This window comes from Methylobacterium sp. CM6247, assembly GCF_054817925.1.
Genome location: NZ_JBTXKX010000003.1, coordinates 2,891,328 through 2,917,335 on the forward strand (window position 1 = coordinate 2,891,328; position 26,008 = coordinate 2,917,335).

The window sequence follows — 26,008 nt, forward strand, 5'->3', positions numbered from 1 at the left end:
AGAAGGCCGTTCGTAGCTGCGGCAGAATGGTGCTGGAATGTGCAATCTCTACAGCCTCATCACCTCGCAGGCAGATATCCGTGAGGCATTCGGCGTTGCGGAGGATCGCGCCGGAAACCTCCCGAGGATGCCGGGCATCTTCCCCGACCAGATGGCGCCCATCGTGCGGATCGAGGATGGCAGGCAGGCCCTCGAGATGTTTCGATGGGGCATCCCAGGTCCGAAGCAGTACGGCGAGCATCCGGTCACAAACGTCCGGAACGTGAAGAGCCCGCACTGGCGGCCCTGGCTGAAGCCGGAATACCGCTGTCTCGTCCCGGTCTCCTCTTTCAGCGAGTACGCGGACACCAAGCCGAAGAAGACGCCCACGTGGTTCGCCCTCGATGACGACCGTCCGCTCTTCGCCTTCGCCGGCATCTGGCGTCCCTGGACCGGCGTGCGCGGTACCAAGGCCGAGAACCCCGACCGAGAGGAGGCCGAGCACCGGCTGTTCTCGTTCCTCACGACAGAGGCCAATGGGATCGTCGGCCCGGTTCACCCGAAGGCCATGCCGGTCCTGTTGACGACACCGGAGGAGTGGCGGGCGTGGCTCGAGGCGCCGACCGAGATCGCCCTCGAGCTACAGCGCCCGCTGCCCGACACCATGATGAAGGTTGTGGCGGCTGGAGCCCGGCGCGATCCGGCGGAATGACTATCGCGTGCCGGTCGTCTCGGTGCTGAAAACAGATCCGTCGCGATAATAATCTAAACGAGCCTGCACATTGCATGCACAGGTTGAGATGCGAGAGACAGCCGGAGCGAGCCGACCTATTTGTGGGGGAACTTGGCTAGGAACGCGTCCTCGGGCCTTGCGTCGTGAGCCTATTGACCGCCGATTCTGCGGCAAGACCTATCAGAGCGCCTGTCAACACATCTGCGGGGAAATGCGCCCCGCGTAGAACTTGAGCTGCGACAACCCCGGCAGCGGTGACATACGCGGCACCCTTGACCTCAGGATAGACTCGAGCGGCGGCACAAGCGACCGCAGTACTCAGGGCGGAATGGCCCGAGGGGAAGGATTGCCATGGTCCGTTGCCGGTTCCGGGCCACCCTCGCGCGTAAATCCCCTCATCCATGAGGACGTTTGGGCGCGTTCGATGCACCGTCCTTTTCAAGCTCGTTTTCACGACGCTCGCCAAGATACCGGCCTGGAGCATGTGTCGGCCTGCCTGTGCGAGGCGACGATCGCGCTTCACGATGCCCAAGGCCAAAGCACCAGCCGACAGAGCGAGCAGCGACTTCCAACTCCCGATTTCGCTCGCTAGCCCTAGCGCTCGAACGGCCGGATGATCCTTGGCGCCTGCGAGCGTCAGCCCCGCCGTGACGTCTCCAGCCTCGAAACGATCGGCGATAGCCGTTGCCCTGGAATGAGACTGTCGAAGGGGCGATCGCGCAAGCATGGCCTTAAACGCCCGCCATCGGGAATCGTTCGCCGCTGCCTTGATGGACAGAAGCTCCTACACCGCTTCGGACTGATTGGATGATGCCGTTGGGCCGTCACCTGTGATGCATCGGGCATAGCGCCTCCGCCCCGCGCCCCCTATTCCGTCCGGCCCATCACAACTGCCGGGCCCCATGTCTGCATCACCCGCCTTCAAGATCGAACCGGGCAGCCCCCAATCGTGGCGTGAAGCCTTCCTCAGCATGAAGCCTAATGTGGTCCCTTGCCCTGGGCTGACGGTACAGAATTGGCAGGGCGTCCATGCCGCGGCCCTGGACTTCCTCGACAAGTACGCCGACGAGGCTGGCCGGCTCGGCTGGACGACGCTGGGCTTGTTCGGCGTGCACCCCGAACTGGGCGTGATCCGCTCCGATTTCTGCGGAGCCCTCGTTCTGAGTAGCGATCTCGTGTCGAAGGTCGAGCCGGACTTCATCCGTTTCGAGCGGACGCGATACTTCCGGGCTGTGCCGGGGCGACCGCACGGTGCCGTGCCGATCTGGGCGGTGAAGCGTTAGACGCACCCGATGACCGTTCGAGCCGCGAGTCCGTTGTCGAGATATCTGCCTCGTCGCGTGCTGCAAACGCACGGTGCTGCGGCACTCGTACCGGGTTCACGTGGCGAACCTAGCGAGGGTGCGTGACGTTGTGGGTTTATGACAAATACGCCTCACACCCCGACCTCGGACAAGATCGCGGATGCGAACCGCCGGGAAATCGCGATAGAGCATCTGCTGTTTGGCACGATTCGGTTCGTAGCCCAGCGCCACCCAGACTTACTGGACGAACTCGACCGCAGCGTGGATCATCTTTGGGACAAGGCTCATGACGACACCCGAGATGATGAGGCTGTGCGCGAGATAGCGAGGCGTTTCATCAACAGCCTTCGTGCTTCGGATTAGGCCGAGGGGTTAAGGCCCGCGGATTGGTCGCCACGACGGATCTGTCTTTCGACCATGCGCGCTGGGTAATTCCGCATCTGTGCCGTGAAGCGCGGGCTGAACATCTCGAACATCGTCGACCGGGTCCGCTTCTTCTGCAGGCCGGCTTGAGCCGGCACGACGGCCTCACGTTCGGGGCGACGATTGCACTCGTCCTTCGCGACCATCGAAGGAGCGCTGCGTTTGCGATTGAACTGGCCGATAAGGCCCGCTGGGTTTCCTCGATCAGCTGTCGAAGCCTAAGGTTCGAGTAAGCCGGCTCAGCCCTGCGGGTGGCTTGAGGGAAGGGGACCGCGATGGCGTTCAAAGCGAAATCAGCCTCGGAGACGAAGGCCGCCGATCTGGCGCTGGCCCTCGCTCGGATCGCCGACCGCGAAGGAGCGCCGGTGAGCATCGGCGTCGAGCAGTTGCGACGCGGCAACCCCCGGTTGACCCCCCTGGCGATCGGCCAGATGTACCGAAAGCACCGCGACATCCTCGAAGCGGATTTGGCTGAGCGCGGGTACGTTCTGGTCGATTATACCGACCAGGGTCCCGGGCGGGGGATGGAATTCGAGGTTGGGGCTGCCTGACCCGTTGAGCGATGAGCGAAATGCCCCGCGTGGCCGGAGCCATGCGGGGCAGGGTTCGCAACACGCAGAGGGTCAAGCGAGATCGTTCTGCTCCTCGGGATCATCAGACAGCCGCTCCGCCGGATCGACGGTTTCCTGCGTATGGCTGCCTTCGATCTTCGAGGTTTTCGTGATGACCTGATCCATTGGTACGTTCAGCGGATCCTGAGGGTCCGGCGCAGCCATTGGGCCTGCCTCATCGGTTTGGGGCGTTTTCTTCTCGGTCATGGTGTCCTCGCTGGCGTCTTGAACGAGACCAACGACTGGGCGAGACGGATGTTCGAGCAGGATCTTGTCTCACGTCATCTGTGCGAGCGCGCAGATATTAACGGTGAAGCTCGAACTGCCTGGATGGGCAGGACTTGGGGGCCAAGAGCAATGGTGCCGACACAATCTCGATATGTCGTAAGGCCCCTCAAGGGCATCGCGGGCCTCATACTCTTATGGCTGAGCTATCAGATATGGTTTGGGCTGATCACGTACCTACCGCGTGATAGCGCGTTGGGCTGGAGCGCAGCGACGGCACTTGGCGCGCTAGGGATCCGCTGGATATTCCGCTGCTTCAAATCCAATTCGGAAATCGAAAGGCCGGCTGTAGCATCAGCCTAGCGTATTCGCGGGCATATCTAGTCAGACTACGGGCTTTCATTCTCACGCGGCCTTGCGGAGTAGATGTATCAAGTAAGGACGCCAGAAACCTATCGCATCTTGTCCGAAAGATGGGATCTTACGTAGGGGTTCCCGTCGCCTCGTTCGACAAAGCAAAGTTTCGATCCGCCTTACTCCGCACTTCCATAACCGGCTGAGGCGTTCCACCGATATGCATCTGACTAAGCAAAGCAGGAACTCTTACGGTAGCGGCAATCATGTTTACGTGAGATTCTAACGTGTTATGTACCACTACAGCAGAAAAATTTTATTATCCTACAATATTTATGCGGTATGACGGCTTTTCTTTCGCGACTTTGTTTTGTCGCCATTGAGTTTTAGAAGAACCATCTCTGCATTTCTAATTAAATCATATTTAGGTGAACTCATCATTGTTTCTTTTTCAATGATCCGCTCCATTCTGGCGATCTCAGTTTCTATTATTCGCAGCTTTCGACCCGGCCAAGCAGATAATACGACGCCGGAGATATTGTTTATAAGGCGGCCAACTGACTTTTTCATTGGATCGTGAATTATACAACTACAGATTTCATTTACCTATAGTCTTGTATGGGCTACCATACGTTTGTGCAAGGCTGAAACAGCATTATCGTGCAGAATGCACCGAACCGTCTGATGGATGACCAAGTTGGACAAGCTGTGAGAACAGGAAGCGGGAGACTTGGAAGGGGCATTAAGCAATGAGCCCTTATGTCGCGGTTATCATGGCCTCGACCGCCATCGGCTACTTTGGCCTGCTGATCTTGGCGCTTCTCTACGATCTGCCATTCCTGCTTGCGATGCTGGCGCTCCTGGCCGTCTATGGATTCACGCCTCGTCGCTGGTTCGATTGAAAACCAGAATCCGCTGTGGTGTGAACCGGGCTGGTGAAGGGTGACTGGCCCTCATGCCGCATTCATCGAGTTGGCGTATAAGTTCCTTGATGCGACGGCTTGGGCTCATCGATATGCCCAGCCTAAGGTTGGTTTTGGAGGAAAACGATGACGTTCAAAATGCTCTCTGCGATTGCGATCGTGGCCAGCGCCATTGGCTTCGGCAGTGCCGCACAGGCAGCCCCATTCGCCGCTGCACCGGCTGCGGGCGCGTTGGAGGACGGTCTTGTGACCAAGGCGGCGGGATATTGCGGCCTCGGCTATTACCCTGACCGCTTCACCGGGCGCTGCCGCGGCAACGGCTCCATCAATCACGGCCCGCGCCGCTTCTATGGCCCTGGCTATGCGAGGCCTTACGCCCGCCCCTATTACCGGCCCTACGGTCGCCCGGTTTATCGCGGTTACTGATCAGCAGACACCGCTGCGCAAAGACGCGTTAAGGAAACCCCGCTCCGGTTTTCACCGGGCGGGGCAATGTCGCGCTCTCGGGAGGACCGAACGTCGCGATGCGCAGCGTCGGGTCCAGTAGGCTGGAAGGGCGCGCTGAACATATGCGTCGCGTCTGTGCATTCGGCACTCGATTGCTCGCTCTCACACGATTGCGGTCAGTAACTCGCTGTGAGGCTCCCGCTGGTCACGGATGACCCGGACGGTCTTTGCGATCCGGTTAGTGACCTCGGTCTGCCGGGTGACGAGGTCACGGAACTCCTTCAACACGTCGACTACCGCGCGCGCGGCACCTGTAGGAACGGCGGCACGTCGGCCACCGTTACGGGAGCCGGCGGCGGTCAGTGTTCCCTTTCGCCTCGCGCTCCCGTCACCATCCATCCAATGAGCAGCGTCGTATTCCCGCTGAGGAACACCCGCATGACCTCTTGGCCGGCAACGGCGTCCTTCAAAAGTCCAGCCGGCCCATCACCCGGCGACCTGTTCTAACGTGTCGGGAGCCGCACCCATTCGGCTCTTGCGCCAGACGCCGTCAGGACGGCAAGGTAGACCGGCAGCGTCGCGAACTGTGTGGGCGTATCAAAGAGCGGGATCTTGAACCGACCGTCGCAACTTACCTTCGGCCTGCTGCTCACCGGGCTGGCGGGCTACATCGATGCCATCGGGTTCATTCAGCTCACCGGGCTCTACACATCGTTCATGAGTGGCAACACCACACAGATGGGGGTGTCGATCTCTCACGGTGCGGTGGACGGCATCGTAAAACCGGCAGTCCTGATCGCCACGTTCCTGCTCGGGTCGACCATTGCCAGCGGCCTGTCGATCGTCACGCCCGCGCCTTGGAAGACGACGATCGTTTTGACCTACGAGGCCATCCTGGTCTTCGGAGCGTTCGCCCTCGGGCTGCAACTGCCTGATTTAGGTCTGGTGTCGTTCTTCCTGGCTCTCGCCATGGGCGCACAGAACGCGGTTCTCGGCTCGGTGCAGGGCTTCCGAGCGGGAACGACGTTCATCACTGGGGCGCTGTTCAGCCTGGGTCAAAAGATCGCCGCTGCCTTCACGAAGACGGGACCGCCGCTGGGCTGGATTGGTGATGCCGCAGTTTGGTTGGCCCTGCTGATCGGAGCCATTGGCGGTGCCGCCGTCTACAGCGCGATCGGTATCTTCGCCTTGATCTTCCCGGCGGGATTGACGGCCTGCCTCGCGGCTCTGGCCGCGCTCTTCGCAAGGACGCATCGGGTTCGAGCCTGAAGGACGGCTGAGAGAGGCCGAAGGTCAATCTGATTGCCGACCCATCACTGTCCGACACCGTACGCGGAACCAGCCGGGGGTATTGCAGGATTGATCCTCAAAGAAGGAGCACGCGATGTGGATCTTGCAATGGGGCGACAGCACCAACCGAGCCGGCGGGCAATGGAATCACGAGGAGCATGAAAGCTCCGAGAAGGCCCTGGCAGCCGCCAAAACGAAACTTCAAATGGGTTTATTCGCGCATGCCATTCATTCTCCCGCAGGGGTGCAATGGATGACGGGAGACGAGATAACCAACGCGGTCGAGCAGGATGAAGCCGTACCGAACCCCTGATCAGCGTCCGGCTGTCGCGTCCTCGCAACTGTCAGCGTGAAAGTGATCCGTGATGCCCAAAGCGAGACGACTTACCCCAGCAATATGGGTGGTGACTACGACTGCTTCACTCGCACAATCCGTAGACCAACCACATACCGAAGCGGGTCGGACCCAACCGGCCCCCAGCCCAGCGGGCAGCCATTACCCGGATATGGGATGGCTATGGTTTAGCATCCCGATTCTGCTTGTCATGGCTGCCATTTATTTCATTGCGAAATGGCGCTCTTCGTCCTCGCCTGAACGGAGAGACTAAATCTGTTGATCAGCGAATACATTATGCCCAGCCGAAACGAGAACTCTAATGGCGCAAGCAAAATCCAGCTAGCCTGTTAATCGGTAAACATGTGAATTTATATTATCCGCCTCCATCTTGTCATCTGGTATAATCCGCTCTGCAGAGGCGGGGGATGTCCGATGGTCCTGGTAAAGCTCAGCCATGTGCTGAAGGAGGAGCGAAAACAGACCCGTCATCGTTTTACGAACGGCACATCAGGCCGTATCGAAGCTATCTGCTAACTCGGTTTGATTGGGCGGCGCGTGCGGGAGCCGATATCCCGGTCAGCCTTTGGTCAGGCATTCTTCCTTAAGACTTCGTTAACACAAAATTTCCGCCCCGAACGCCGGTCGCGTCCAGGAATGTTCTTAACCGAACATTAACCATGGAGGCGGCAGATTTTGCCCAGCGCTCCGGGAGATTCCGGCGGCGCCGAGGGGCTTCGAGCACCGTGTCCGTCACCGACCTTCCCATCCTGTCCATGCTCCGCACCCGGATGCAATGGCACCAGACGCGCCAGAAGCTGCTCTCGGAGAACGTCGCCAACGCCGACATGCCGGGCTTCAAACCGCGTGATCTCGCGAGCCCGCGCTTCGGCAACGGAGCCGGCGACCTCGCTCAGCCGGCAGGCTCCATGGGCGGCAACTCGGGCCTCGCGGTCACCAGCCCGGCCCACATCGCCCTGAACGGCGGTCCCGAAGGACCGGGTGCCGATCCCCGCCGGTTCAATGGCTTCGAGATCAGGCCGAGCGGGAACGGAGTGAATCTGGAGGAGGAGATGATGAAGGCGGGTGACAACCAGGCCGAATATCAATTCGCCGCGACGATGTACCAGAAGAGCCTCGACAAATTGAAGATCGCCATCGGCAAGCGCTGATCGTCCCGCCCTCTGAGCTTGCGGAGAACCTGCCGTGGACTTCCTCAAATCCCTGACCATCGCCGCATCCGGTCTCAAGGCCCAGTCGGGCCGGATGCGGATCATCGCCGAAAACATCGCCAATGCGGATTCGGCCCCGAGCGCGGTCGGCGCCGAACCCTATCGGCGCAAGATTCCGACTTTCACCCAGCACATCGACCGGGAGACCGGCGCGTCGATGCTGGAGGCCGGGCGGGTCAGGCGCGATCCCTCGCCGTTCCGCACCAAATACGATCCCGGCAATCCCAGCGCCGATGCGCGCGGTGAAGTGCGGATGCCCAACGTCAACGGGCTGATCGAGAACATGGACATGCGCGAGGCACAGCGCTCCTACGAGGCCAATCTGAACATGGTCACCGCGACCCGCAAGATGATCAACGCCACCCTCGCCATCCTCAAGGCCTGACGCTCCTCTCCCTCCGAAAGTCCGCCGCCATGCCGACCAACGCCTTCGCCGCAGGAGCCTACGCCGCCGTCCAGAATATCGGCGGCATGAAGGGCGGCGCGCCCAAGATCGCCCCGACTTCGGCAGCGGATGGCGGCTTCACGTCGCTTCTTTCCTCGGCCCTGGACAAGATCGGCGAGAGCGGCGCCAAGGCCGATGCGCAAACCCTGGCAGTGGCGGGCGGCAAGGCCAACGTCGTCGATGTGGTGACCGCCGTGGCGGAGAGCGAGACGGCACTCCAGACCCTGGTCGCCGTCCGGGACCGCGTGATCTCCGCCTATGAGGAAATCATGCGGATGCAGATTTAGTCGCCACCGCCTTTCGTTGCCCTCCTACCCGCCTCCTCATCATAAGGTGCCCGCGTCAGCGAGCTTCGAAGGAGCCCTCCAGAGCCCGGCGAGCGAACTGGAGCCCTCCTTCGAGACCTCCGCTCTGCTCCGGCACCTCAGGATGAGGGCGCAGATGAGATGCCGGCCGACATTGCCGCCGCCCCGAAACAATCCGCGAGCTCACTTCCATGACCGGCCTTGCCATCCTCGACGTCTCCCGGGACGGGATCTTCGTCTTTCTCAAGGTCGCAGGACCGCTGATGATCGTCGCCTTGGTCGTCGGTCTCGTGGTCTCGCTGCTCCAGGCGCTGACGCAGATCCAGGAACAGACGCTCATCTACGTGCCCAAGATCGTCGCGGTCTTCGCAGCGCTTCTCTTCATGCTGCCCTTCATGGGTGATGCGCTCGCCGGCTACATGACCCGCATCGCCGCCCGCATCGTGTCCGGCGGGTGACGCGCCGGGCCGGGCGCTGCTATGCAGGGTCATGAACCTGCTTCTGCCCGGCATCGCAGCGGCCTACCTGCTCACCTTCGCGCGTATCGGCACGCTGATGATGCTGCTGCCGGGGCTCGGAGAACAATCCGTCTCGCCGCGGATCCGCCTCGCCTTCGCATTGCTGGTCTCGCTGATCCTGTTCCCGATGGTGCGCCCGCTCCTGCCGATGCAGGGCGCCACCCTCGCGGCCCCCGGATTGATCTCGCTTCTTATCGGCGAATTGCTGATCGGGCTCGTTCTCGGCCTCACCGTCCGCATGGTGCTGGCCGCATTGCAGACCACGGGCGTCATCGTCTCGCAGCAATTGGGCCTGTCCTACGCGATGACCGTGGACCCGACGCAGGGCGGCCAACAGGCGGCGCTCGGCAATTTCCTGATGATGCTCGGCATCACCCTCATCCTCGCTACGGATCTGCACCACGTGGCTCTCGACGCCATCGGGCGAAGTTACGTGATGCTGCCGCCCGGCGGTGTGCTGGCCATGGGGGAGGCGGCCCAGCTCGCCCTTCGGGCGATGGCGCGGGGCTTCCTCCTGGCGGTCCAGATCTCGGCGCCGTTCATCGCGTTCGGCATCCTGTTCAATGTCGGGCTCGGTGTGCTCTCGCGCCTGATGCCGCAGATGCAGGTCTTCTTCATCGCCGTGCCGGCCTCCGTCCTCATCGGCATGCTGATCCTGTTCGGCAGCCTCGGCATCATGATGGGTGTCTTCCTCGACGACATCGGCCGCTATCTCGGCGAGTTGACCGGGCGGTGACGGCAGTGTCGAAAGGACCTGTGAGACAGCGGACAGGGGAGCGCTGAGCCATGTCCGACGACAGCGATCAGGAAGACAAGACAGAAGAGCCGACTCAGCGGCGCATCGAGAAAGCGATCGAGCAGGGCAACGTCGCCAACAGCATCGAGGTCAACACCTTCTTCATCCTGTCCGCCTTCATGATGGCGCTGCTGCTGGCATCGGGAACGATCGCCAAGGACCTCCTCGTCAGCTTGCGCGCCTTCCTGATGAACGCGCATCAGGTCCCCTCCGACCCCACCGCCTATACCGAGATGGGGATGCGAACGCTGCTGATCTGCGGCCAGGCGCTCCTGATTCCCGTCAGCCTCGTGGTCATTGCAGGCCTCGCCGGCGGTTTGGTCCAGCACCCCCTGGTCTTCTCCACCGATGCCCTGATGCCGAAATTCGATCGCATCTCGCCGATGGCCGGCGTCAAGCGCATCTTCGGCGTGGAGGCCATGGTCCAGTTCATCAAGGGCTTGGCCAAGCTGATGCTGGTGGGGGTCGTCGCCAGCACCATCCTGTGGAACGAGCGCGACCGGCTCGAGGTCTTCGCCCGGCTCGACCCCGCGGCGATGCTGCCTGCCATCCTGGGCATCGCCCTCAAGCTTCTCGGCGGCATGCTCGCCATGTTCGTGGTCATCGCCATGGGCGACGCCTTCTATCAGCGCTTCCGCTGGCGCTCGAAGCTGCGCATGACCAAGGAGGAGATGAAACAGGAGCACAAGGAGAGCGAGGGCAATCCGGAAGTGAAGGGGCGCATGAGGCAGATCCGCGCCTCGCGGGGCAACAAGCGCATGATGGCCGACGTCCCGACCGCCACGGTCATTCTCACCAACCCCACCCACTATGCCGTCGCCCTGCGCTACGAGGCCGGGATGGCGGCTCCGATCTGCGTTGCCAAAGGCGTCGATTCCCTCGCGCTGCGCATCCGGGCCGTGGCCAAGGAGCACGATGTTCCCATCATGGAGAACCCGCCGCTGGCCCGGGCGCTCCATGCCACGGTGGAGATCGATTCCGAGATTCCGGCCGAACATTACCGCGCGGTGGCGGAGGTGATCGGCTTCGTCATGCGGCTGAAGCGCCGCGCGGCGTGAAAACGCCACGCTTTATGCACCTTTTTTGACGAGACTGGTCCGTGACGTCCTGAGGATACCCTTGCTGCCGACGCGGCCCGGGCGCTAACCGGGATCGGTCGAGGGTGGAATGGCGCCGAAATGGCTGAGGTGAGCGGACAAACGAAACCGGTGTCGAGCGCCATCGACCGGTCGGAGAGGCCTGGGCGGGTCGGACTGCTCCTCGTTCTCGCCGGACTTCTCGTGGGCGCGGCGGTAGGCTTGTCCTTCGTCGCGAACGAACAGGCGCAGCCGCTGATCCTCGGCCTCCTCGCGCTGCTGGCCATGGCGGGCGTGTTCTGCCTGTTCGCCCTGGCGATCGGCGCACTACAGCTCTCGGGACAGACCGGGCGCGACGACATCACCAAGGCCATTGTCGACGCGTCGCCCGAAGGCGCCATCGTGGTGGAGGATGGCGGCCGCCTGATCTACGCCAACGAAGCCTATCTCCGTATTTCCGGCGGGGAGACCTTCTCCAACCTGAGGCCGGTGGAGCGCGTCTTCGTCGGCTCGCCCGATGTGTCGGAGGCCGTCTACCGCCTCGCCCAGGCAGCCCATGACGGGCGCGGCCACGTGGAGGAAATCCGCATGGCGCCCCCGCCTCAGGGCGAGACCGAGCGCGCCTTCGCCTGGTTCCGCATCGCCGTGCGCGCGGTGGAGAGGCCGAGACTCCCGGCGACCCTGTGGACGGTCACCGACATCACGCACGAGCGCGAGCGCCAGGAGAACGTCTTCCAGGAGCTTCAGCACGCGATCGATTATCTGGACCATGCGCCGGCCGGCTTCCTGTCCATCGATCCGGCAGGCTCCATCGTCTACATGAACGCGACGCTGGCCTTCTGGCTCGGCTACGACCTCGCGACCGTGGGGTCCGGCGGCCTGCGCTTGCCTGATATCGCACCCAGCGCCGACGTGCTCACCGCCACCGAGGGATTGCCCGGCGAGGTGCGCACCGACCGGTTCGACCTCGACCTGCGGCGCCGCAACGGCCAGCCGTTGCCGACCCGGCTCTACCATCGCGTCGCCTTCGGCCAGGACGGCAAGCCGGGCCCGTCGCGCACCTTCGTGCTCAACCGCTCGGCCGGCGCCGAGAGCGACGAGCCGCAGCGCGCCGCCGAGGTGCGGCTCGCCCGCTTCCTCAACAACAGCCCCATCGCCATCGCGACCCTCGACCGGACCGGGCGCATCGCCCGCGCCAACGCGTCCTTCGCCCGGTTGTTCGGCGGCACCCCACGCCAGGCCGTGCCGGATGGGCGTGGCGAGCTCGGCACCGAGCCGACGATGTGGGAAGCCCTGCTCGACCGCGACAGGGCCGTCCTCGAGGGCGCCCTGGTGAAGGCCGCCGACGGGACCGTGGAGGTGCAACCGATCGAAGTGGCGCTGGCGGGGCCGGGAAACCGTTCCGCGCGGGTCTGGCTCAGCCCTGCCGGCGGCGACACCTCGGCGGCAGCGGATGCGGCCACGCCGGCCGACCGCGAGCGCGTGATCCTCTATGCCCTCGACACCACGGCGCAGCGCCAGCTCGAACAGCAGATCGCCCAGACCCAGAAGATGGACACGGTGGGCCAGCTCGCCGGCGGCATCGCGCACGATTTCAACAATGTCCTCCAGGCCATCATCGGATATTCGGACCTTCTGCTGGCCAGCCACAGGCCGACCGATCCGGCCTTCCAGGACATCATGCAGATCAAGCAGAACGCCAACCGGGCCGCGAGCCTGGTGCGGCAGCTGCTGGCTTTCTCGCGGCGTCAGACCCTGCGCCCGGAAGTGATGAATGTCGGCGAAGCCCTGTCCGATCTGACGCTGCTGCTGAAGCGCCTGCTCGGCGAGCGTGTCGATCTCGACCTCAAGCACGGGCGCGACATCTGGCCGATCAAGGCCGACGTGAACCAGTTCGAGCAGGTCATCGTCAATCTTGCGGTGAATGCCCGTGACGCGATGCCGAATGGCGGCCAGCTGCTCATCCGCACCGCCAACATCCTCGAAGGCCATGAGACTAACGAGCGCCAACCCGGCGCACCGGCGGGCGACCATGTCCTGATCGAGGTGCTCGATACCGGTGAGGGCATCCCGCCCGACGTGATGGAGAAGATCTTCGAGCCCTTCTTCACCACGAAGGATATCGGCAAGGGGACCGGCCTCGGCCTGTCCACCGTCTTCGGCATCATCAAGCAGAGCGGCGGCACCATCGACGTGCAATCGACCGTTGGCAGCGGCACCGCCTTCCGGATCTACCTACCGCGCCACGAGCCTGCGGCCGAGCCCGTTCCGGAAATCGCCGTCGCCGTTGCCCCGCAGAGCAACGCGGAGATCGCCGCCAGCCGGCTCAGGGGAGCGCGTGACCTCGAAAAGCCCGGCAGTGGCGGACAATCCGCCCCGCGCAAACCCTCTCCCGATCATACCGGGCAAGGCGTGATCCTGCTGGTGGAAGACGAGGACCCGGTCCGCGCGGTCAACAGCCGGGCCCTGTCGGCACGGGGCTACACAGTGCTGGAGGCGGCCTCGGGCCTCGACGCCCTGGCCCTCATCAGCGATGTCGACCAAACCATCGACCTCGTCGTCTCCGACGTGGTGATGCCGGAGATGGACGGCCCGACACTGCTGCGTGAACTGCGCAAGCACCGTCCTGATCTGAAGGTCATTTTCGTATCCGGCTATGCCGAGGACGCGTTCCGCAAGAACCTGCCCGACGGCGAGGATTTCAACTTCCTGCCCAAGCCCTTCAGCCTCAAGCAGCTCGTGGAAACGGTGAAGGAGACGATCGCCCGTTAGGGCGACGTTCTCCCGCCGAATGATGCGAAATCAGCACCCGGCACCTTGCAAAAAGAGAACAAAACAAGTACATCATTCGCATCCGAGGCACATTGAGCCTTGAGCTCTCCCCATGCATAAGGATGCCGACGAATGGCTCAGCCCGCGCTGAAAGTTGTGGATTCCCCGATGGTGGACAAGGACAAGGCGAAGGCGATCGATGCCGCGCTGTCCCAGATCGAGCGTGCTTTCGGCAAGGGCTCGATCATGCGACTCGGCAAGAACGATAAGGTAGCGGAGGTCGAGACCGTCTCCACCGGTTCGCTCGGCCTCGACATCGCGCTCGGCGTCGGCGGCTTGCCGCGTGGCCGGGTGATCGAGATCTACGGCCCCGAATCATCAGGCAAGACCACCCTTGCCCTTCACACCATCGCCGAGGCCCAGAAGAAGGGCGGCGTCTGCGCCTTCGTGGATGCGGAGCACGCTCTCGATCCGGTCTATGCGCGCAAGCTCGGCGTGCAGCTCGACGATCTCCTGATCTCGCAGCCCGATACCGGCGAGCAGGCCCTGGAGATCACCGACACCCTGGTGCGCTCGGGCGCTATCGACGTGCTCGTGGTCGATTCGGTGGCGGCGCTCACGCCCCGCGCCGAGATCGAGGGCGAGATGGGCGACAGCCAGCCCGGCCTTCAGGCCCGCCTGATGAGCCAGGCCCTGCGCAAGCTCACGGGCTCGATTTCGCGCTCGAAATGCATGGTCATCTTCATCAACCAGATCCGGATGAAGATCGGCGTCATGTATGGCAGCCCGGAGACGACCACCGGCGGCAATGCACTGAAGTTCTACGCGTCGGTGCGCCTCGATATCCGTCGTATCTCGACCCTCAAGGATCGTGACGAGGCCATCGGCAACCAGGTCCGCGTCAAGGTCGTCAAGAACAAGGTCGCGCCGCCCTTCAAGCAGGTCGAGTTCGACATCATGTTCGGCGAGGGCGTCTCGAAGGTCGGTGAGTTGATCGACCTCGGGGTGAAGGCCGGGATCGTGGAGAAGTCCGGCGCGTGGTTCTCCTATGCGAGCCAGCGCCTCGGCCAGGGCCGCGAGAACTCGAAGGGGTTCCTGCGCGACAATCCGGACATCGCCAACAAGATCGAAGCCGCGATCCGGCAGAATTCGGGATTGCTGGCCGACAAGATCCTCGAGACCGCCAAGCCCACGGCGGACGATCTGGACGAAGGCGAGGCCTGATCGCCTCGTAAGTCATGAAAGAGGCCGTCGCGGACCATCGCGGCGGCCTCTTTCATGTTCGGACTATCCTATCGGTGCGAATCGGCCCGATGCTCGCTCTTTGGTCGATCGCCAAGTCCAGAGACGAGCGCCGTCGAGCGTTCGAAGGGTGCAGCGTTAAGAAACAGGAACGCACGATCGCGGAGCGGGCGTGACTCGACGGTCCGGCCTCCTTATGAGGGCGCAAGCCACGAAGAAGCCTCGGGTTGTCGTCTCGACCGCCCCAAGCGCACGACAGAGTCATTTCACGATGAGCGGCGTCAACGAGATCCGGTCGGCCTTCCTCGACTATTTCGCCAAGGCGGACCACGCCGTGGTGCCGTCGTCGTCCCTCGTTCCCCGTAACGACCCGACCTTGATGTTCACCAATGCGGGGATGGTGCAGTTCAAGAACGTCTTCACCGGCGTCGAGAAGCGGCCCTACAACCGTGCCACCACGGCGCAGAAATGCGTCCGTGCCGGCGGCAAGCACAACGACCTGGACAATGTCGGTTATACCGCGCGCCACCACACCTTCTTCGAGATGCTCGGCAATTTCTCCTTCGGCGATTATTTCAAGCCGCAGGCGATCGAACTGGCCTGGAGCCTGATCACGAAGGAGTTCGGCCTGTCGAAGGACCGGCTCCTCGTCACCGTCTACGCGGATGACGAGGATGCGGCCGGGCTCTGGCGCAAGATCGCCGGCTTCTCCGACGACCGGATCATCCGCATCGGCACCTCGGATAATTTCTGGCAGATGGGCGATACCGGCCCATGCGGTCCCTGCTCGGAGATCTTCATCGATCAGGGCCCCGGATTGCAGGGCGGTCCTCCCGGTTCGCCCGACGAGGATGGCGACCGGTTCCTCGAATTCTGGAACCTCGTCTTCATGCAGTACGAGCAGATCGAGCCGGGCAACCGCCTCGCTCTGCCGCGCCCTTCCATCGATACCGGCATGGGGCTGGAGCGCATGGCGGCGATCCTCCAGGGCGCCACCAGCAATTACGACACCGACCTGTTCAAGGCACTGATCGATTCGGTGAGCCACGCCGTCGGCCGTCCCCCCGAGGCAGGAAACGTCGCCTCCTACCGCGTCATCGCCGATCACCTGCGCTCGGTCTCGTTCCTCATCGCCGACGGTGTGCTGCCGTCGAACGAGGGCCGCGGCTACGTCCTGCGCCGCATCATGCGCCGGGCCATGCGCCACCTCGAACTCCTCGGCTCCCGCGCGCCGGTGATGTTCCGCCTGGTCCCCACCCTGGTCCGCGAGATGGGTCAGGCCTATCCCGAACTCACCCGCGCCGAGAGCCTGATCTCGGAAACCCTCCGCCTTGAGGAGACCCGCTTCCGCCGTACCCTCGAGCGTGGCCTCGCCATCCTCGATTCGGAAAGCCGTTCGCTGGTTCAGGGCCAGAACCTGTCCGGTGAGACCGCCTTCACCCTCTACGACACCTACGGCTTCCCTCTCGACCTGACGCAGGACGCCCTGAAAGCGCGCGGCATCGGCGTGGACACGGAGGCGTTCGGCCAGGCGATGGAGCGCCAGCGCCAAGCGGCACGAGCGGCCTGGACCGGCTCCGGGGAATCCGCCACCGAGACGGTCTGGTACAGCATCAAGGAGCGCGTCGGCGCCAGCGAGTTCCTGGGCTACGAGACCGAGAGCGCCGAAGGCATCGTCACCGCGATCCTGCGTGAAGGCAGCGAAGTGGACGGCCTGTCGGCGGGCGAGACCGGCCTCGTCCTCGTCAACCAGACACCCTTCTACGCCGAATCCGGCGGTCAGGTCGGCGATACCGGCCTACTCTCTGCCACCGGCCTCAAGGCGCGCGTCACCGCCACTGAGAAAAAGCTCGGCGATCTTTTCGTCCACCACGTCACCGTGGACGAAGGTCGGCTCGCCATGGGCCAGCCGGTGGAGCTTGCCGTCGATCATGCCCGACGCTCGGCCATCCGGGCCAACCATTCGGCGACGCATCTGTTGCACGAAGCTTTGCGTCAGGTGCTTGGCGACCACGTGGCCCAGAAGGGCTCGCTGGTCTCCCCCGAGCGGCTGCGCTTCGATTTCAGCCACCCCAAACCGCTGGACGAGGCCGAACTTCGCGCCGTCGAGGACATCGCCAACGCCGTGCTGCTGCAGAACACGCCGGTGGTGACCAAGCTCATGGCCCAGGACGAGGCCGTCGCCTCCGGCGCCCGCGCCCTGTTCGGTGAGAAATACGGCGACGAGGTTCGCGTCGTCTCCATGGGGCGTCCGGTCGACAACCAGGGTGAACTCGCGGAAGCGGGCCGGCTTCCGGCCTTCTCCATCGAGCTTTGCGGCGGCACCCATGCGGCCCGTACGGGCGAGATCGGCCAGATCACCGTGCTCGGCGAGAGCGCGGTCGGTGCCGGCGTACGCCGGATCGAGGCTCTGACGGCGGGAACCGCCCGGCGTCACCGCGCCGAGGAAAGCCGCACCCTGAGCCAGATCGCAGGCCTGCTGAAGTCCCAGAGCGCCGACGTGCCCGAGCGACTGAGCGCCCTCATCGAGGATCGCCGTCGCCTGGAACGCGAATTGTCCGAAGCCAAGAAGAAGCTGGCGATGGGCGGCACGTCGGGGGGCGATGACGGCGTCACCGAGATCGCCGGCATCAAGGTGATGGCCAAGGTCGTGGAAGGCGTGGAGACCCGCGACCTCAAGAGCCTGGTGGATGCTGGCAAGAGCCGTATCGGGTCCGGGATCGTCGCTCTGGTCGGGCTGTCGGCCGACGGAAAAGCCGGTCTCGTGGTCGGGGTGACCGCGGATCTCACCGACCGCTACGACGCGGTCGCCCTCGTCAGGGCGGGCGCCGGGCATCTGGGCGGTAAGGGCGGCGGCGGTCGCCGCGACATGGCACAGGCCGGCGGACCGGAGGGATCGGGCGCCCAGGCCGCCATCGACGCAATCCGCGAAGCGCTGTCGGTCAGTTGACGCGTTTCCAGGTCTGCCGCTTGCAGAACACGCTCATCACGCAGCCGGCGACCTCGACGACGTTCGGCCCCTTCACGGTGAGACTTCCCGAATAGGTCTTGCCGTCATTGGGGTTGTAGAGCGAGCCGTCATAGCCGTCGCCCGACGGGGTGCCCGCATTCATGATCTGGACGCCGATGAGGCTACGGGACTTCAGCGACGCATCGGGGTTCTTGGAATCCAGCCCCGGACCGGGAACGCTGACGAGCGTACCGCAATAGCCGCTTCCGCAGCGCGCGATCCGCACCTTCGAATCACCGTTCTCCGTCAACCACACCCCGCTCGGGTCGATGCCCTTCTGGGCGAAGGCCGCCCCGGTCATGGCCAGCGCGATCAAAAGCGCAGCGGTGGGCCGTGAGGTGACTTGCCTCGACGTCATGATGATCCTTTCTGCTCTCGAATGGTCACGGCGGCCGTCGGATCGGCCCGGCTCTGAAGGAGGCGGGAGTTACCCCTCCGGTACGGGGGGAGCAAGTCGATCGAGGGCAGGGGCATCCCTTGACAGGAAAGCCGTCCACGCGCCTACAGGCACGGTCTGGCGAGGGTTGTATCCAGCGATGCGTGTGATCGAAGCACAGATTCCCGCGGTGAAACGCGTCGTTCCCAATCGTTTCGGCGATGACAGGGGCTGGTTCTCGGAGACCTTCCGGGCGGACATCCTGGCCGAGGCCGGCATCGACGTCGCCTTCGTGCAGGACAACCAATCCTTTTCGGCGCAGACCGGAACCGTGCGCGGCCTGCATTTCCAGCTCGAACCCGCAGGGCAGGCCAAGCTCGTCCGCGTGCTTTCCGGGTCCATCCTCGATGTCGCCGTCGATCTGAGGCATGGGTCCGAGACCTATGGCCGGCATGTCGCCGTCCGGCTCGACGCGGCCGAGGGGGAGCAGCTTTACGTTCCCGTCGGGTTCGCCCACGGGTTCTGCACCCTCGAACCCGACACCATGGTCGCCTACAAGGTGTCGTCCTATTACAGCCGGGCGCATGATCGGAACCTGGCCTGGAACGATCCGGATCTGGCGATCTCCTGGCCGGTCAGCGCGGAAGCAGCAATCTTGTCCGACAAGGACCGGGTGGCGCCGTCCCTCGCCCAATTGGGCACGGTCTTCTGATCGGCGGCCCTTCCACAATTTCAGCGAACGCAGCTTCAGCGACAGGATACGAGCCCGCTGATGCGCGACCACCAGGATTTGTCGACATGGCCAAACCCCAACGCATCCTGGTCACGGGCGGATGCGGCTTCATCGGATCGGCGATGGTCCTGCACCTCGTCGAGGATCTCGGCCGTGAGGTCGCGACACTCGACGCACTGACCTACGCGGCCAACCCGATCTCGCTGGCGTCCCTCGACGGCAATCCGCGTCACCGGCTCGTCACGGGAGACATCTGTGATCCCGCCGCCGTCCATGCCCTCTACGCCGAGTTCCGGCCCGACGCGGTGATGCATCTCGCCGCCGAGAGCCATGTGGACCGCTCGATCACCGATCCGGGCGCTTTCATCCGCACCAACGTCGTGGGCACGCAAGTGATGCTCGATGGCGCCCGCACCTATTGGGAAAGCCTCGACGGCGAGGCGAGGGCGGCATTCCGGTTCCTCCACGTCTCCACCGACGAGGTCTACGGCTCGCTCCCGCCGGACGGGTTCTTCACCGAGGACAGCCGCTACGACCCGCGCTCGCCCTATTCGGCTTCCAAGGCCGCCTCCGACCATCTGGCGCGGGCCTGGGGAGAGACCTACGGCCTGCCGGTTCTGATCACGAACTGCTCGAACAATTACGGCCCCCGGCATTTCCCGGAGAAGCTGATCCCCCTGATGATCCTCAACGCCCTCGAAGGCCGTCCGCTACCGGTCTATGGCGACGGGCTCAACGAGCGCGACTGGATCCACGTGGAGGATCACGCTCGCGGCCTCGTCGCGGTGCTGGAACGTGGGTCGCTGGGGGAGACCTACCTTCTCGGTGGCCGGTCGGTGCGCAACAACCTCGCGGTGGTGAAGGCTCTCTGCGCCGCCTTCGACCGATTGCGGCCCGAGCATGGCCCGCATGAGCGCCTGATCTCGTTCGTCGCCGACCGTCCGGGCCATGACCGGCGCTACGCCATCGACCCTGGCAAGGCCGAGCGGGAAATCGGCTGGACCCCAACCAAATCCTTCGAGTACGCGCTCGAGGACACCGTACGCTGGTATCTCGACAACGAAGCCTGGTGGCGTCCGATCCGCGAGGGCCGCTATACCGGCGAGCGCCTCGGCCTCGGCACACCTGCCGCGAAGGCCTGAGATGAATATCCTGATCCTCGGCGGGGCGGGCCAGGTCGGCACCGAACTGCAGGCCTCTCGGCATTGGGGCACGGGCATGACCCTCGTCGCCCCGACCCGTACCGAACTCGACATCACGGACGCTGCGGCCGTGGCGCGGATCTTTACCGAGCGCACGATCGGGGCGGTGGTGAACGCCGCCGCCTACACAGCCGTGGACAAGGCCGAGTCAGAGGTGGTGGAGGCCTGGCGCTTGAACGCCCTGGCTCCCGCCATCCTGGCGGCCGAGACGGCGCGGCGGGGCATCCCCCTCGTCCACGTCTCCACCGATTACGTCTTCGACGGCACCGGTTCGGGCGCCTACACGTCCGACGCGCCGATCGGCCCGACGAGCGTCTACGGCGCCAGCAAGGCCGCTGGGGAGATGGCGGTCCGCACCGCCAATCCGCGTCATGCGATCCTGCGCACGGCCTGGGTCGTGAGCCCGCACCGGGGCAACTTTGTGAAGACGATGCTGAGGCTCGCCGCCGAGCGGGATGCGCTGAATGTCGTGAACGACCAGCGCGGCTGCCCGACCTCCGCCGCCGATCTCGCCGACGCCCTCGCGGATATCGCCCTGCGTCTTTCCGCCGACAGCGACGCGCCCACGGGCACGCACCATTTCGTCAATGCGGGTGCCACCACCTGGCACGGTTTCGCGCAAGCCATCGTCGCCGGTTCGGTCGCGCGCGGGGGCCGGAACGTTCCGGTCAACGGCATCCCCACGAGCGCCTATCCGACGCCGGCGCGGCGGCCCGCCAACTCGGAATTGTCGACGGAGAGCCTGACGAAAGCCTACGGGCTGACTCCGCGCCCTTGGCAGGCCGCCCTGGACGACATTCTCGACCGGCTGATCGGCCCCGCGCCTCACTTAGCAGAGACCAGATCATGAAGGGTATCGTTCTCGCCGGCGGGTCCGGCACGCGGCTCCATCCGGCGACCTTGTCGATCAACAAGCAGCTTCTGCCCGTCTACGACAAGCCGATGATCTATTATCCGGTCTCGGTGCTGATGCTCGCCGGCATCCGCGAGATCCTCATCATTTCGAGCCCCGAGCATCTCGGCAATTACGAACGCCTGTTCGGCACCGGCGAACAGTTCGGTCTCTCCTTCAGCTACGCGGTCCAGCCCCGTCCGGAAGGCCTCGCCCAGGCCTTCACCATCGGTCGCGACTTTGTCGGCTCGGACGATGTCGCCCTGGTTCTGGGGGATAATCTGTTCTTCGGCTCGGGCATGAGCGCCATGCTGAAACAGGCGCGCGAACGCGAGACCGGCGCGACGATCTTCGCCTATCACGTGGATCACCCGGAAGCTTACGGCGTGGTCACCCTCGACCGCGACGGGCGGCCGCTGCGCATCGTGGAGAAGCCATCGGTGCCGGAAAGCCCCTGGGCGGTGACTGGCCTCTACTTCTACGACAACCGCGTGCTCGACATCGCCGCCGCCGTGAAGCCCTCGGCGCGCGGCGAATTGGAGATCACATCCGTCAACCAGGCCTATCTCGATCTCGGCGAACTCCATGTGCAGCGCATGTCGCGCGGCTATGCCTGGCTCGATACGGGGACGCATGACAGCCTGCTGGAAGCGGGCGAGTTCGTGCGCACGCTGCAGAACCGGCAGGGCCTGCAGGTCGCGTGCCTGGAGGAGATCGCCTATCTCCAGGGCTTCATCGACAAGGCGCAGCTGATCGCGCGCGGCGAACTCTTCGCCAAGACCGCCTACGGCCAGAACCTGCTGAAACTGTCGAAGCTCGACCCGGAATCCCGCCTCGACGAGTGAGCGGCTAGGCGTCGCCGATTGCCAGGATGGCGCCCGTATAGGTCTCGCTGACTTCGCAGATCGGGCGTCCGGATCGATCCGACAGGATCGCCTCGATGGCGAAGACCTGCTCGGACGGGCCGGGAACACCCGCATCCTGGGGCCATAAACGAAGCAGTCGCAGGTTTCGCCGTCTGGGGAACAGGGTGTGGACCACCCGGCCGAAGGGAATCTCGGTCTCGTCGAGGAGCAGGTTCATCTCTCTCGTCAGACGAGCCGGGACGTACCAGTTCTCGGCCTGGGAGAGGACATGGCCTCCCCAGCTCAGCCGGACGTGCCGGTACCGGACCACCTCCCCGTCGGAGAGGTCGAGCCTTTGACTCTGAACGGGGGTCGGCTGTCGTTCGGGACCCACGACCCGCGTCGCCACCAGATGGGCGCTTGAGGCGAGCCGACGCTCCCGGCACCAGCCTTCCAGCACGGATGTCGCACTGTCGCCGCCGAGGAGCCGCGCGCTCAGGGTCTCGATCAGCGCCTCGGCCGTTTCCGCGGAGCAGGAGGCGAGGGGGGCATGCGGTCCGGCGGGAAGGGTCATGGCTTCGACCTATCATGCAGCCGAAACCGACACACGCCATGATCGAGCGCGTGTCACCGCTGAGAAGGCGGGCGAGTAGGGCGAGACCAGTGTCTCGGTATCCTTGGCGGGATGGAAGGGAGGGCCTGCTGCTCGGGGCGGGAAGCGCCTTGGTGTGGGATCGTCACATGCCGCCCGCGCCGATGAGCGTGAGACCCGTGATCTGCGAACACCACCGATCGACAGAAATCGCCAGAGGCGCTGATCCACGTTTTATTTAACTGAATTTGATCTCATCGTTCGATAACAGTTTATATCCGCATAGTGACACGAATCCATAACTCAAAGTTTTATCAAACCAGAGAGACTCAAATGGCGGTGGTGAACCTGACTCCAAACTTCGACGTCTACCTCAACCCGCTCGGGCGAAGTGACACGATCAACGGTCTAGCCGGTGAAGATATCATCTCGGGTCGGGACGGGAACGACCGGATCGACGGTGGGGCAAGTTTCGACATCGCCAACTACATGGATGATTACGCGGCCGGGGGCATCAAGGGCGTCATCGTCAATTTCGCCACCGGCAAGGCCATCGACGGGTTCGGCAATAGCGATACGCTGATCAGCATCGAGGCGATCATGGGATCGCGACTCGCCGACCGGTTCACGGGAGGCAATAAAGCCCTGGATAACAGCGGAGAGCATTTCTATGGGCTCGCCGGCAACGACATCATCGATGGCCGCAGCGGCTTCGACGAGGTTCGGTACGATCGGGACGCCGGGTTCGGCGGCACGAAGGGCGTCACCGTCAACCTCACGACCGGCAAGGCCATCGACGGGTTCGGAACCGTCGATACGCTGCGCAACATCGAATCGGTGCGGGGCACTGCCTTTGCCGACCGGCTTTCGGGAGGGGACACCGATCCCGTCGGTCCGAACAACTTTTTCCTCGGTCTCGACGGGAATGACGTCATCGATGGCGGTTCGGGCTACGACGAGGTACGCTACGACAAGGACGTCAATTTCGGTGGCACGCGTGGGGTCATCGTGGACCTCGCCGCGGGAAAAGCCACCGACGGGTTCGGAGCGACCGACACGCTCCGCAGCATCGAAGGCGTACGCGGCACGCAATACGCCGACTCCCTGCACGGTAACGATTCGAACGACCGGAGCTTCGATAGCCTGATCGGCCTCGGCGGCGGCGACACGCTCGACGGCGGCGGCGGCAACGATGCGGTCCGCTACGACAGGGATGCGAGTTTCGGGGGCGCCCAGGGCGTCACGGTCGATCTCGCCAAGGGCTTCGCGACGGATGGGTTCGGCTATCGCGATACGCTCATCAGCATCGAGGTCGTGCGAGGCACGCAGTTCGCGGACATGCTGACGGGCGGCAATACGGCGAGTGCCGCCTACGAAGGCTTCTACGGACTTGGGGGTAACGACACGATCGCCGGCGGTAGGGGGTTCGACGAAATCCGCTACGACCGGGACGTGGATAATGGCGGCACCCGGGGCGTCGTCGTGAACCTCGCCACCGGCACGGCGACGGACGGTTTCGGCAATACCGATACGCTATCGGGGATCGAGGCAGTCGCGGGCACGGCTTCCGCCGACCGTCTGACCGGCGACGGGCTGGCGAACCGCTTCACGGCGCAAGGCGGCGACGATGTCCTGGATGGCGGAGCCGGGCTCGACACGATCGATTTCCGAAACGACGATCTCGCCGGGGCGACCCACGGCGCGGTGGTGGATCTCGGTGCCGGCACGGCCACCGACACCTATGGCGGCAGCGATAGCCTGATCTCGATCGAATCGGTTTCAGGATCGGTCTTCGCCGACACGATGACCGGTAGCAAGGTGGCGAACACGCTCGTGGGCAATGCCGGCGGCGACCGCCTCGACGGAATGCTGGGTAAGGATATCCTGACCGGAGGGGCGGGAAGCGACACGTTCCGTTTCAGCACCGCCTTCGCCGCGGCCAATCTCGACCACATCACGGATTTCGCAACCGCCGATACGATCGAGATCGCGCGGACGATCGTGCCGGTACTGCCCATCGGGACATTGGCCGCCGCCGCGTTCAAGGACCTGTCCACCGGCGCGGTGAATGCCGACGACCGCATCCTCTACGACCGGACCACCGGGACCGTGTCCTACGACAAGGATGGCAACGGCAGCGCCCTGGCGGTGACCTTCGCCGTCCTCGATCAGCCGATCGCGCTCACCAATCTCGATTTCCACATCGTCTGAACGGACGTATCATTCCTGCCGGGCGCGTCGTCCTACACGGCGCGGCCGGTATGCCGATATCCCAGATGAGCTTGAGGGATGTCGTACTTCGTACGCTCGCGGCGCATGAGGCCGGACTATCGAAGGAAGCGAATGGTGGAGCCTAACGGGATCGAACCGATGACCTCTTCCATGCCATGGAAGCGCTCTCCCAGCTGAGCTAAGGCCCCACATTCCGAAACAATCGTGACATCGTCTCACGATCGTCGTCATCATCGGTGAACACCACCGAGATCTGCTGTTTTCCGGCTCGTCGAAGGCCGCATCTCGCGACCACATCGACGACTCGGACGAAAAGAAATGGTGGAGCCTAACGGGATCGAACCGATGACCTCTTCCATGCCATGGAAGCGCTCTCCCAGCTGAGCTAAGGCCCCACTTCTGGGACCACCGCAAAATGTCTCGCGGTGGTCGTTCCGCCAACCTGCCTTGCGGCGTCCGGCGGAGGCGGTTCTATATTCGGGCGCTTGCCCGGACTCAAGCCCCTATTCGCATTCACCGCCGAGAATTTTACGCGGCATAGGATTTTGCTGCGATCGCTCTCGGGGACGCAAAGGGTGCCGAGGTCGGGCCTCAGCTTTCCTCGTCGTTCTCGATATCGCCGTCGATGAGGTCGGCCACGTCGTCGTCGCCGGTATCTTCCTCCTCGAGGAAGGTGTCGTCGGCATCGGTCGAATCGGCATCGTCATCGCCGGTCGTGGTATCCGCCTCGTCCTCGGCAGCCTCGACCTCGTCGAGGGAGACGATCTCGGGACCGCCCTTCTCGGCATCCGTATCCTCGTCGTCGTCAGCCGGCACGGCTGCGGAGCGGGAGGCGAGCGCGGGAGCGGCCATGCGCGACGTGGCGGCGGCCTGATAGATGGTCCCGCATTTCGGGCAGGTCGCCGGATCTTTGTCGAGATCGTAGAATTTCGCGCCGCAGCTCATGCATTGACGCTTCAAGCCGAGTTCCGGTCTGGCCACGGGCGAACCTCTGATAGGGTTTTGGGAGAGGCGCCCCGTTAGTCGGGTGAAACCGTCCTGTCAAATACTCTCGTCAGGACACCCCGACTACCTGGGCCTCCGGTTTATCCGGATTCAACCGCCCGGAGGCCTCTCC

The 26,008-nt window shown here is 63.8% G+C and carries 27 protein-coding genes and 2 tRNA genes; 22 read left to right on the top strand and 7 right to left on the bottom strand.

Features of this window, described 5'->3' with window-relative positions:
• Window positions 1–37: 37 nt before the first annotated feature.
• Entirely contained in the window at window positions 38–691 is a 654-nt protein-coding gene (locus ACYQOP_RS14585; RefSeq protein ID WP_461222834.1) for an SOS response-associated peptidase, read from the top strand.
• Window positions 692–827: 136 nt separating this feature from the next.
• Here the strand turns inward: ACYQOP_RS14585 and ACYQOP_RS14590 are convergent, their stop codons facing one another.
• Entirely contained in the window at window positions 828–1,439 is a 612-nt protein-coding gene (locus tag ACYQOP_RS14590; RefSeq protein ID WP_461222835.1) for a phosphatase PAP2 family protein, read from the bottom strand.
• Window positions 1,440–1,614: 175 nt separating this feature from the next.
• On the opposite strand from ACYQOP_RS14590, the gene ACYQOP_RS14595 reads away from it, so the two are divergent.
• From ACYQOP_RS14595 to ACYQOP_RS14605, 3 genes are all read left to right on the top strand, one after another.
• Complete coding sequence (locus ACYQOP_RS14595) at window positions 1,615–1,995, top strand: hypothetical protein (protein WP_461222836.1); 381 nt, start codon at window positions 1,615–1,617, stop codon at window positions 1,993–1,995.
• A 138-nt stretch (window positions 1,996–2,133) separates the two neighbouring features.
• Window positions 2,134–2,379, top strand: a complete 246-nt coding sequence (locus ACYQOP_RS14600) for a hypothetical protein (protein WP_207412848.1) — start codon at window positions 2,134–2,136, stop codon at window positions 2,377–2,379.
• Between the two features lie 335 nt (window positions 2,380–2,714).
• Window positions 2,715–2,990: an adenylosuccinate synthase gene (locus ACYQOP_RS14605; RefSeq protein ID WP_461222837.1), complete on the top strand. Its 276-nt coding sequence runs from the start codon at window positions 2,715–2,717 to the stop codon at window positions 2,988–2,990.
• A 72-nt stretch (window positions 2,991–3,062) separates the two neighbouring features.
• Here ACYQOP_RS14605 and ACYQOP_RS14610 read toward each other — a convergent pair whose 3' ends face one another.
• A complete protein-coding gene (locus tag ACYQOP_RS14610; RefSeq protein ID WP_461222838.1) occupies window positions 3,063–3,257 on the bottom strand; it encodes a hypothetical protein in 195 nt (64 codons plus the stop codon).
• 1,121 nt (window positions 3,258–4,378) lie between these two features.
• On the opposite strand from ACYQOP_RS14610, the gene ACYQOP_RS14615 reads away from it, so the two are divergent.
• From ACYQOP_RS14615 to alaS, 13 genes are all read left to right on the top strand, one after another.
• Window positions 4,379–4,531 carry a hypothetical protein gene (locus ACYQOP_RS14615; RefSeq protein ID WP_200919207.1) on the top strand — a complete coding sequence of 51 codons (153 nt, stop codon included), beginning with the start codon at window positions 4,379–4,381 and terminating at the stop codon, window positions 4,529–4,531.
• A 147-nt stretch (window positions 4,532–4,678) separates the two neighbouring features.
• The gene (locus ACYQOP_RS14620) at window positions 4,679–4,978 is read left to right on the top strand and encodes a hypothetical protein (protein WP_056432608.1); all 300 of its coding nucleotides are present in this window, start codon (window positions 4,679–4,681) and stop codon (window positions 4,976–4,978) included.
• 633 nt (window positions 4,979–5,611) lie between these two features.
• Window positions 5,612–6,268: a YoaK family protein gene (locus tag ACYQOP_RS14625; protein WP_056432611.1), complete on the top strand. Its 657-nt coding sequence runs from the start codon at window positions 5,612–5,614 to the stop codon at window positions 6,266–6,268.
• 115 nt (window positions 6,269–6,383) lie between these two features.
• A complete protein-coding gene (locus ACYQOP_RS14630) occupies window positions 6,384–6,602 on the top strand; it encodes a hypothetical protein (RefSeq protein ID WP_461222840.1) in 219 nt (72 codons plus the stop codon).
• A gap of 767 nt (window positions 6,603–7,369) precedes the next feature.
• A complete protein-coding gene (gene flgB / locus ACYQOP_RS14635; RefSeq protein WP_056432617.1) occupies window positions 7,370–7,795 on the top strand; it encodes a flagellar basal body rod protein FlgB in 426 nt (141 codons plus the stop codon).
• A 34-nt stretch (window positions 7,796–7,829) separates the two neighbouring features.
• A complete protein-coding gene (flgC, locus tag ACYQOP_RS14640) occupies window positions 7,830–8,240 on the top strand; it encodes a flagellar basal body rod protein FlgC (RefSeq protein WP_056432620.1) in 411 nt (136 codons plus the stop codon).
• A 29-nt stretch (window positions 8,241–8,269) separates the two neighbouring features.
• Window positions 8,270–8,587 carry a flagellar hook-basal body complex protein FliE gene (gene fliE, locus ACYQOP_RS14645; protein ID WP_056432623.1) on the top strand — a complete coding sequence of 106 codons (318 nt, stop codon included), beginning with the start codon at window positions 8,270–8,272 and terminating at the stop codon, window positions 8,585–8,587.
• Window positions 8,588–8,796: 209 nt separating this feature from the next.
• Window positions 8,797–9,063: a flagellar biosynthesis protein FliQ gene (gene fliQ, locus ACYQOP_RS14650; RefSeq protein WP_027174271.1), complete on the top strand. Its 267-nt coding sequence runs from the start codon at window positions 8,797–8,799 to the stop codon at window positions 9,061–9,063.
• 31 nt (window positions 9,064–9,094) lie between these two features.
• Window positions 9,095–9,859, top strand: coding sequence for a flagellar biosynthetic protein FliR (gene fliR / locus ACYQOP_RS14655; protein ID WP_056432627.1), 765 nt, complete (start codon window positions 9,095–9,097; stop codon window positions 9,857–9,859).
• A 50-nt stretch (window positions 9,860–9,909) separates the two neighbouring features.
• Window positions 9,910–10,977 (top strand): flagellar biosynthesis protein FlhB, encoded by a 1,068-nt coding sequence (flhB, locus tag ACYQOP_RS14660; protein WP_461222841.1) that lies wholly within the window; start codon window positions 9,910–9,912, stop codon window positions 10,975–10,977.
• 120 nt (window positions 10,978–11,097) lie between these two features.
• Window positions 11,098–13,767 (top strand): cell cycle histidine kinase CckA, encoded by a 2,670-nt coding sequence (cckA, locus tag ACYQOP_RS14665; protein WP_461222842.1) that lies wholly within the window; start codon window positions 11,098–11,100, stop codon window positions 13,765–13,767.
• Window positions 13,768–13,899: 132 nt separating this feature from the next.
• Window positions 13,900–14,991 (top strand): recombinase RecA, encoded by a 1,092-nt coding sequence (recA, locus tag ACYQOP_RS14670; RefSeq protein WP_056432636.1) that lies wholly within the window; start codon window positions 13,900–13,902, stop codon window positions 14,989–14,991.
• 289 nt (window positions 14,992–15,280) lie between these two features.
• A complete protein-coding gene (gene alaS, locus ACYQOP_RS14675) occupies window positions 15,281–17,959 on the top strand; it encodes an alanine--tRNA ligase (protein WP_461222843.1) in 2,679 nt (892 codons plus the stop codon).
• On the opposite strand, the gene ACYQOP_RS14680 is transcribed toward alaS, so the two are convergent.
• The gene (locus ACYQOP_RS14680) at window positions 17,952–18,377 is read right to left on the bottom strand and encodes a DUF2147 domain-containing protein (RefSeq protein WP_461222844.1); all 426 of its coding nucleotides are present in this window, start codon (window positions 18,375–18,377) and stop codon (window positions 17,952–17,954) included. The genes alaS and ACYQOP_RS14680 overlap by 8 nt on opposite strands.
• A 178-nt stretch (window positions 18,378–18,555) precedes the next feature.
• Between ACYQOP_RS14680 and rfbC the strand changes: the two genes are divergently transcribed.
• From rfbC to rfbA, 4 genes are all read left to right on the top strand, one after another.
• Window positions 18,556–19,107, top strand: a complete 552-nt coding sequence (rfbC, locus tag ACYQOP_RS14685) for a dTDP-4-dehydrorhamnose 3,5-epimerase (RefSeq protein ID WP_461222845.1) — start codon at window positions 18,556–18,558, stop codon at window positions 19,105–19,107.
• A gap of 86 nt (window positions 19,108–19,193) precedes the next feature.
• Window positions 19,194–20,270, top strand: coding sequence for a dTDP-glucose 4,6-dehydratase (rfbB, locus tag ACYQOP_RS14690; RefSeq protein WP_461222846.1), 1,077 nt, complete (start codon window positions 19,194–19,196; stop codon window positions 20,268–20,270).
• Window position 20,271: 1 nt separating this feature from the next.
• Window positions 20,272–21,180, top strand: a complete 909-nt coding sequence (gene rfbD / locus ACYQOP_RS14695) for a dTDP-4-dehydrorhamnose reductase (RefSeq protein WP_461222848.1) — start codon at window positions 20,272–20,274, stop codon at window positions 21,178–21,180.
• Entirely contained in the window at window positions 21,177–22,067 is an 891-nt protein-coding gene (gene rfbA, locus ACYQOP_RS14700) for a glucose-1-phosphate thymidylyltransferase RfbA (RefSeq protein WP_461222849.1), read from the top strand. The genes rfbD and rfbA overlap by 4 nt, the downstream gene beginning before the upstream one ends.
• Before the next feature lie 4 nt (window positions 22,068–22,071).
• On the opposite strand, the gene ACYQOP_RS14705 is transcribed toward rfbA, so the two are convergent.
• Window positions 22,072–22,641: a hypothetical protein gene (locus ACYQOP_RS14705; RefSeq protein ID WP_461222850.1), complete on the bottom strand. Its 570-nt coding sequence runs from the start codon at window positions 22,639–22,641 to the stop codon at window positions 22,072–22,074.
• A gap of 351 nt (window positions 22,642–22,992) precedes the next feature.
• On the opposite strand from ACYQOP_RS14705, the gene ACYQOP_RS14710 reads away from it, so the two are divergent.
• Window positions 22,993–24,870 (top strand): calcium-binding protein, encoded by a 1,878-nt coding sequence (locus ACYQOP_RS14710; protein ID WP_461222852.1) that lies wholly within the window; start codon window positions 22,993–22,995, stop codon window positions 24,868–24,870.
• Window positions 24,871–25,003: 133 nt separating this feature from the next.
• Here ACYQOP_RS14710 and ACYQOP_RS14715 read toward each other — a convergent pair.
• From ACYQOP_RS14715 to ACYQOP_RS14725, 3 genes are all read right to left on the bottom strand, one after another.
• Window positions 25,004–25,079: transfer RNA gene (locus ACYQOP_RS14715), tRNA-Ala, on the bottom strand.
• A 131-nt stretch (window positions 25,080–25,210) separates the two neighbouring features.
• Window positions 25,211–25,286 (bottom strand) — tRNA-Ala (locus ACYQOP_RS14720).
• 196 nt (window positions 25,287–25,482) lie between these two features.
• Window positions 25,483–25,872, bottom strand: coding sequence for a TIGR02300 family protein (locus ACYQOP_RS14725; RefSeq protein ID WP_082470039.1), 390 nt, complete (start codon window positions 25,870–25,872; stop codon window positions 25,483–25,485).
• Between the last annotated feature and the right edge of the window lie 136 nt (window positions 25,873–26,008).

Excerpts from the sequence above, each read along its gene's own strand:
- recA (WP_056432636.1), top strand. The coding sequence starts at position 13,900 with ATGGCTCAGCCCGCGCTGAAAGTTGTGGATTCCCCGATGGTGGACAAG.
- rfbD (WP_461222848.1), top strand. The coding sequence starts at position 20,272 with ATGAATATCCTGATCCTCGGCGGGGCGGGCCAGGTCGGCACCGAACTG.
- ACYQOP_RS14680 (WP_461222844.1), bottom strand. The coding sequence starts at position 18,377 with ATGACGTCGAGGCAAGTCACCTCACGGCCCACCGCTGCGCTTTTGATC.
- flhB (WP_461222841.1), top strand. The coding sequence starts at position 9,910 with ATGTCCGACGACAGCGATCAGGAAGACAAGACAGAAGAGCCGACTCAG.
- fliQ (WP_027174271.1), top strand. The coding sequence starts at position 8,797 with ATGACCGGCCTTGCCATCCTCGACGTCTCCCGGGACGGGATCTTCGTC.
- ACYQOP_RS14705 (WP_461222850.1), bottom strand. The coding sequence starts at position 22,641 with ATGACCCTTCCCGCCGGACCGCATGCCCCCCTCGCCTCCTGCTCCGCG.
- ACYQOP_RS14620 (WP_056432608.1), top strand. The coding sequence starts at position 4,679 with ATGACGTTCAAAATGCTCTCTGCGATTGCGATCGTGGCCAGCGCCATT.
- ACYQOP_RS14605 (WP_461222837.1), top strand. The coding sequence starts at position 2,715 with ATGGCGTTCAAAGCGAAATCAGCCTCGGAGACGAAGGCCGCCGATCTG.
- ACYQOP_RS14595 (WP_461222836.1), top strand. The coding sequence starts at position 1,615 with ATGTCTGCATCACCCGCCTTCAAGATCGAACCGGGCAGCCCCCAATCG.
- ACYQOP_RS14615 (WP_200919207.1), top strand. The coding sequence starts at position 4,379 with ATGAGCCCTTATGTCGCGGTTATCATGGCCTCGACCGCCATCGGCTAC.
- ACYQOP_RS14600 (WP_207412848.1), top strand. The coding sequence starts at position 2,134 with ATGACAAATACGCCTCACACCCCGACCTCGGACAAGATCGCGGATGCG.
- ACYQOP_RS14590 (WP_461222835.1), bottom strand. The coding sequence starts at position 1,439 with ATGCTTGCGCGATCGCCCCTTCGACAGTCTCATTCCAGGGCAACGGCT.
- cckA (WP_461222842.1), top strand. The coding sequence starts at position 11,098 with ATGGCTGAGGTGAGCGGACAAACGAAACCGGTGTCGAGCGCCATCGAC.
- rfbB (WP_461222846.1), top strand. The coding sequence starts at position 19,194 with ATGGCCAAACCCCAACGCATCCTGGTCACGGGCGGATGCGGCTTCATC.
- alaS (WP_461222843.1), top strand. The coding sequence starts at position 15,281 with ATGAGCGGCGTCAACGAGATCCGGTCGGCCTTCCTCGACTATTTCGCC.
- fliR (WP_056432627.1), top strand. The coding sequence starts at position 9,095 with ATGAACCTGCTTCTGCCCGGCATCGCAGCGGCCTACCTGCTCACCTTC.
- ACYQOP_RS14585 (WP_461222834.1), top strand. The coding sequence starts at position 38 with ATGTGCAATCTCTACAGCCTCATCACCTCGCAGGCAGATATCCGTGAG.
- ACYQOP_RS14710 (WP_461222852.1), top strand. The coding sequence starts at position 22,993 with ATGGCGGTGGTGAACCTGACTCCAAACTTCGACGTCTACCTCAACCCG.
- fliE (WP_056432623.1), top strand. The coding sequence starts at position 8,270 with ATGCCGACCAACGCCTTCGCCGCAGGAGCCTACGCCGCCGTCCAGAAT.
- ACYQOP_RS14610 (WP_461222838.1), bottom strand. The coding sequence starts at position 3,257 with ATGACCGAGAAGAAAACGCCCCAAACCGATGAGGCAGGCCCAATGGCT.
- rfbA (WP_461222849.1), top strand. The coding sequence starts at position 21,177 with ATGAAGGGTATCGTTCTCGCCGGCGGGTCCGGCACGCGGCTCCATCCG.
- ACYQOP_RS14630 (WP_461222840.1), top strand. The coding sequence starts at position 6,384 with ATGTGGATCTTGCAATGGGGCGACAGCACCAACCGAGCCGGCGGGCAA.
- rfbC (WP_461222845.1), top strand. The coding sequence starts at position 18,556 with ATGCGTGTGATCGAAGCACAGATTCCCGCGGTGAAACGCGTCGTTCCC.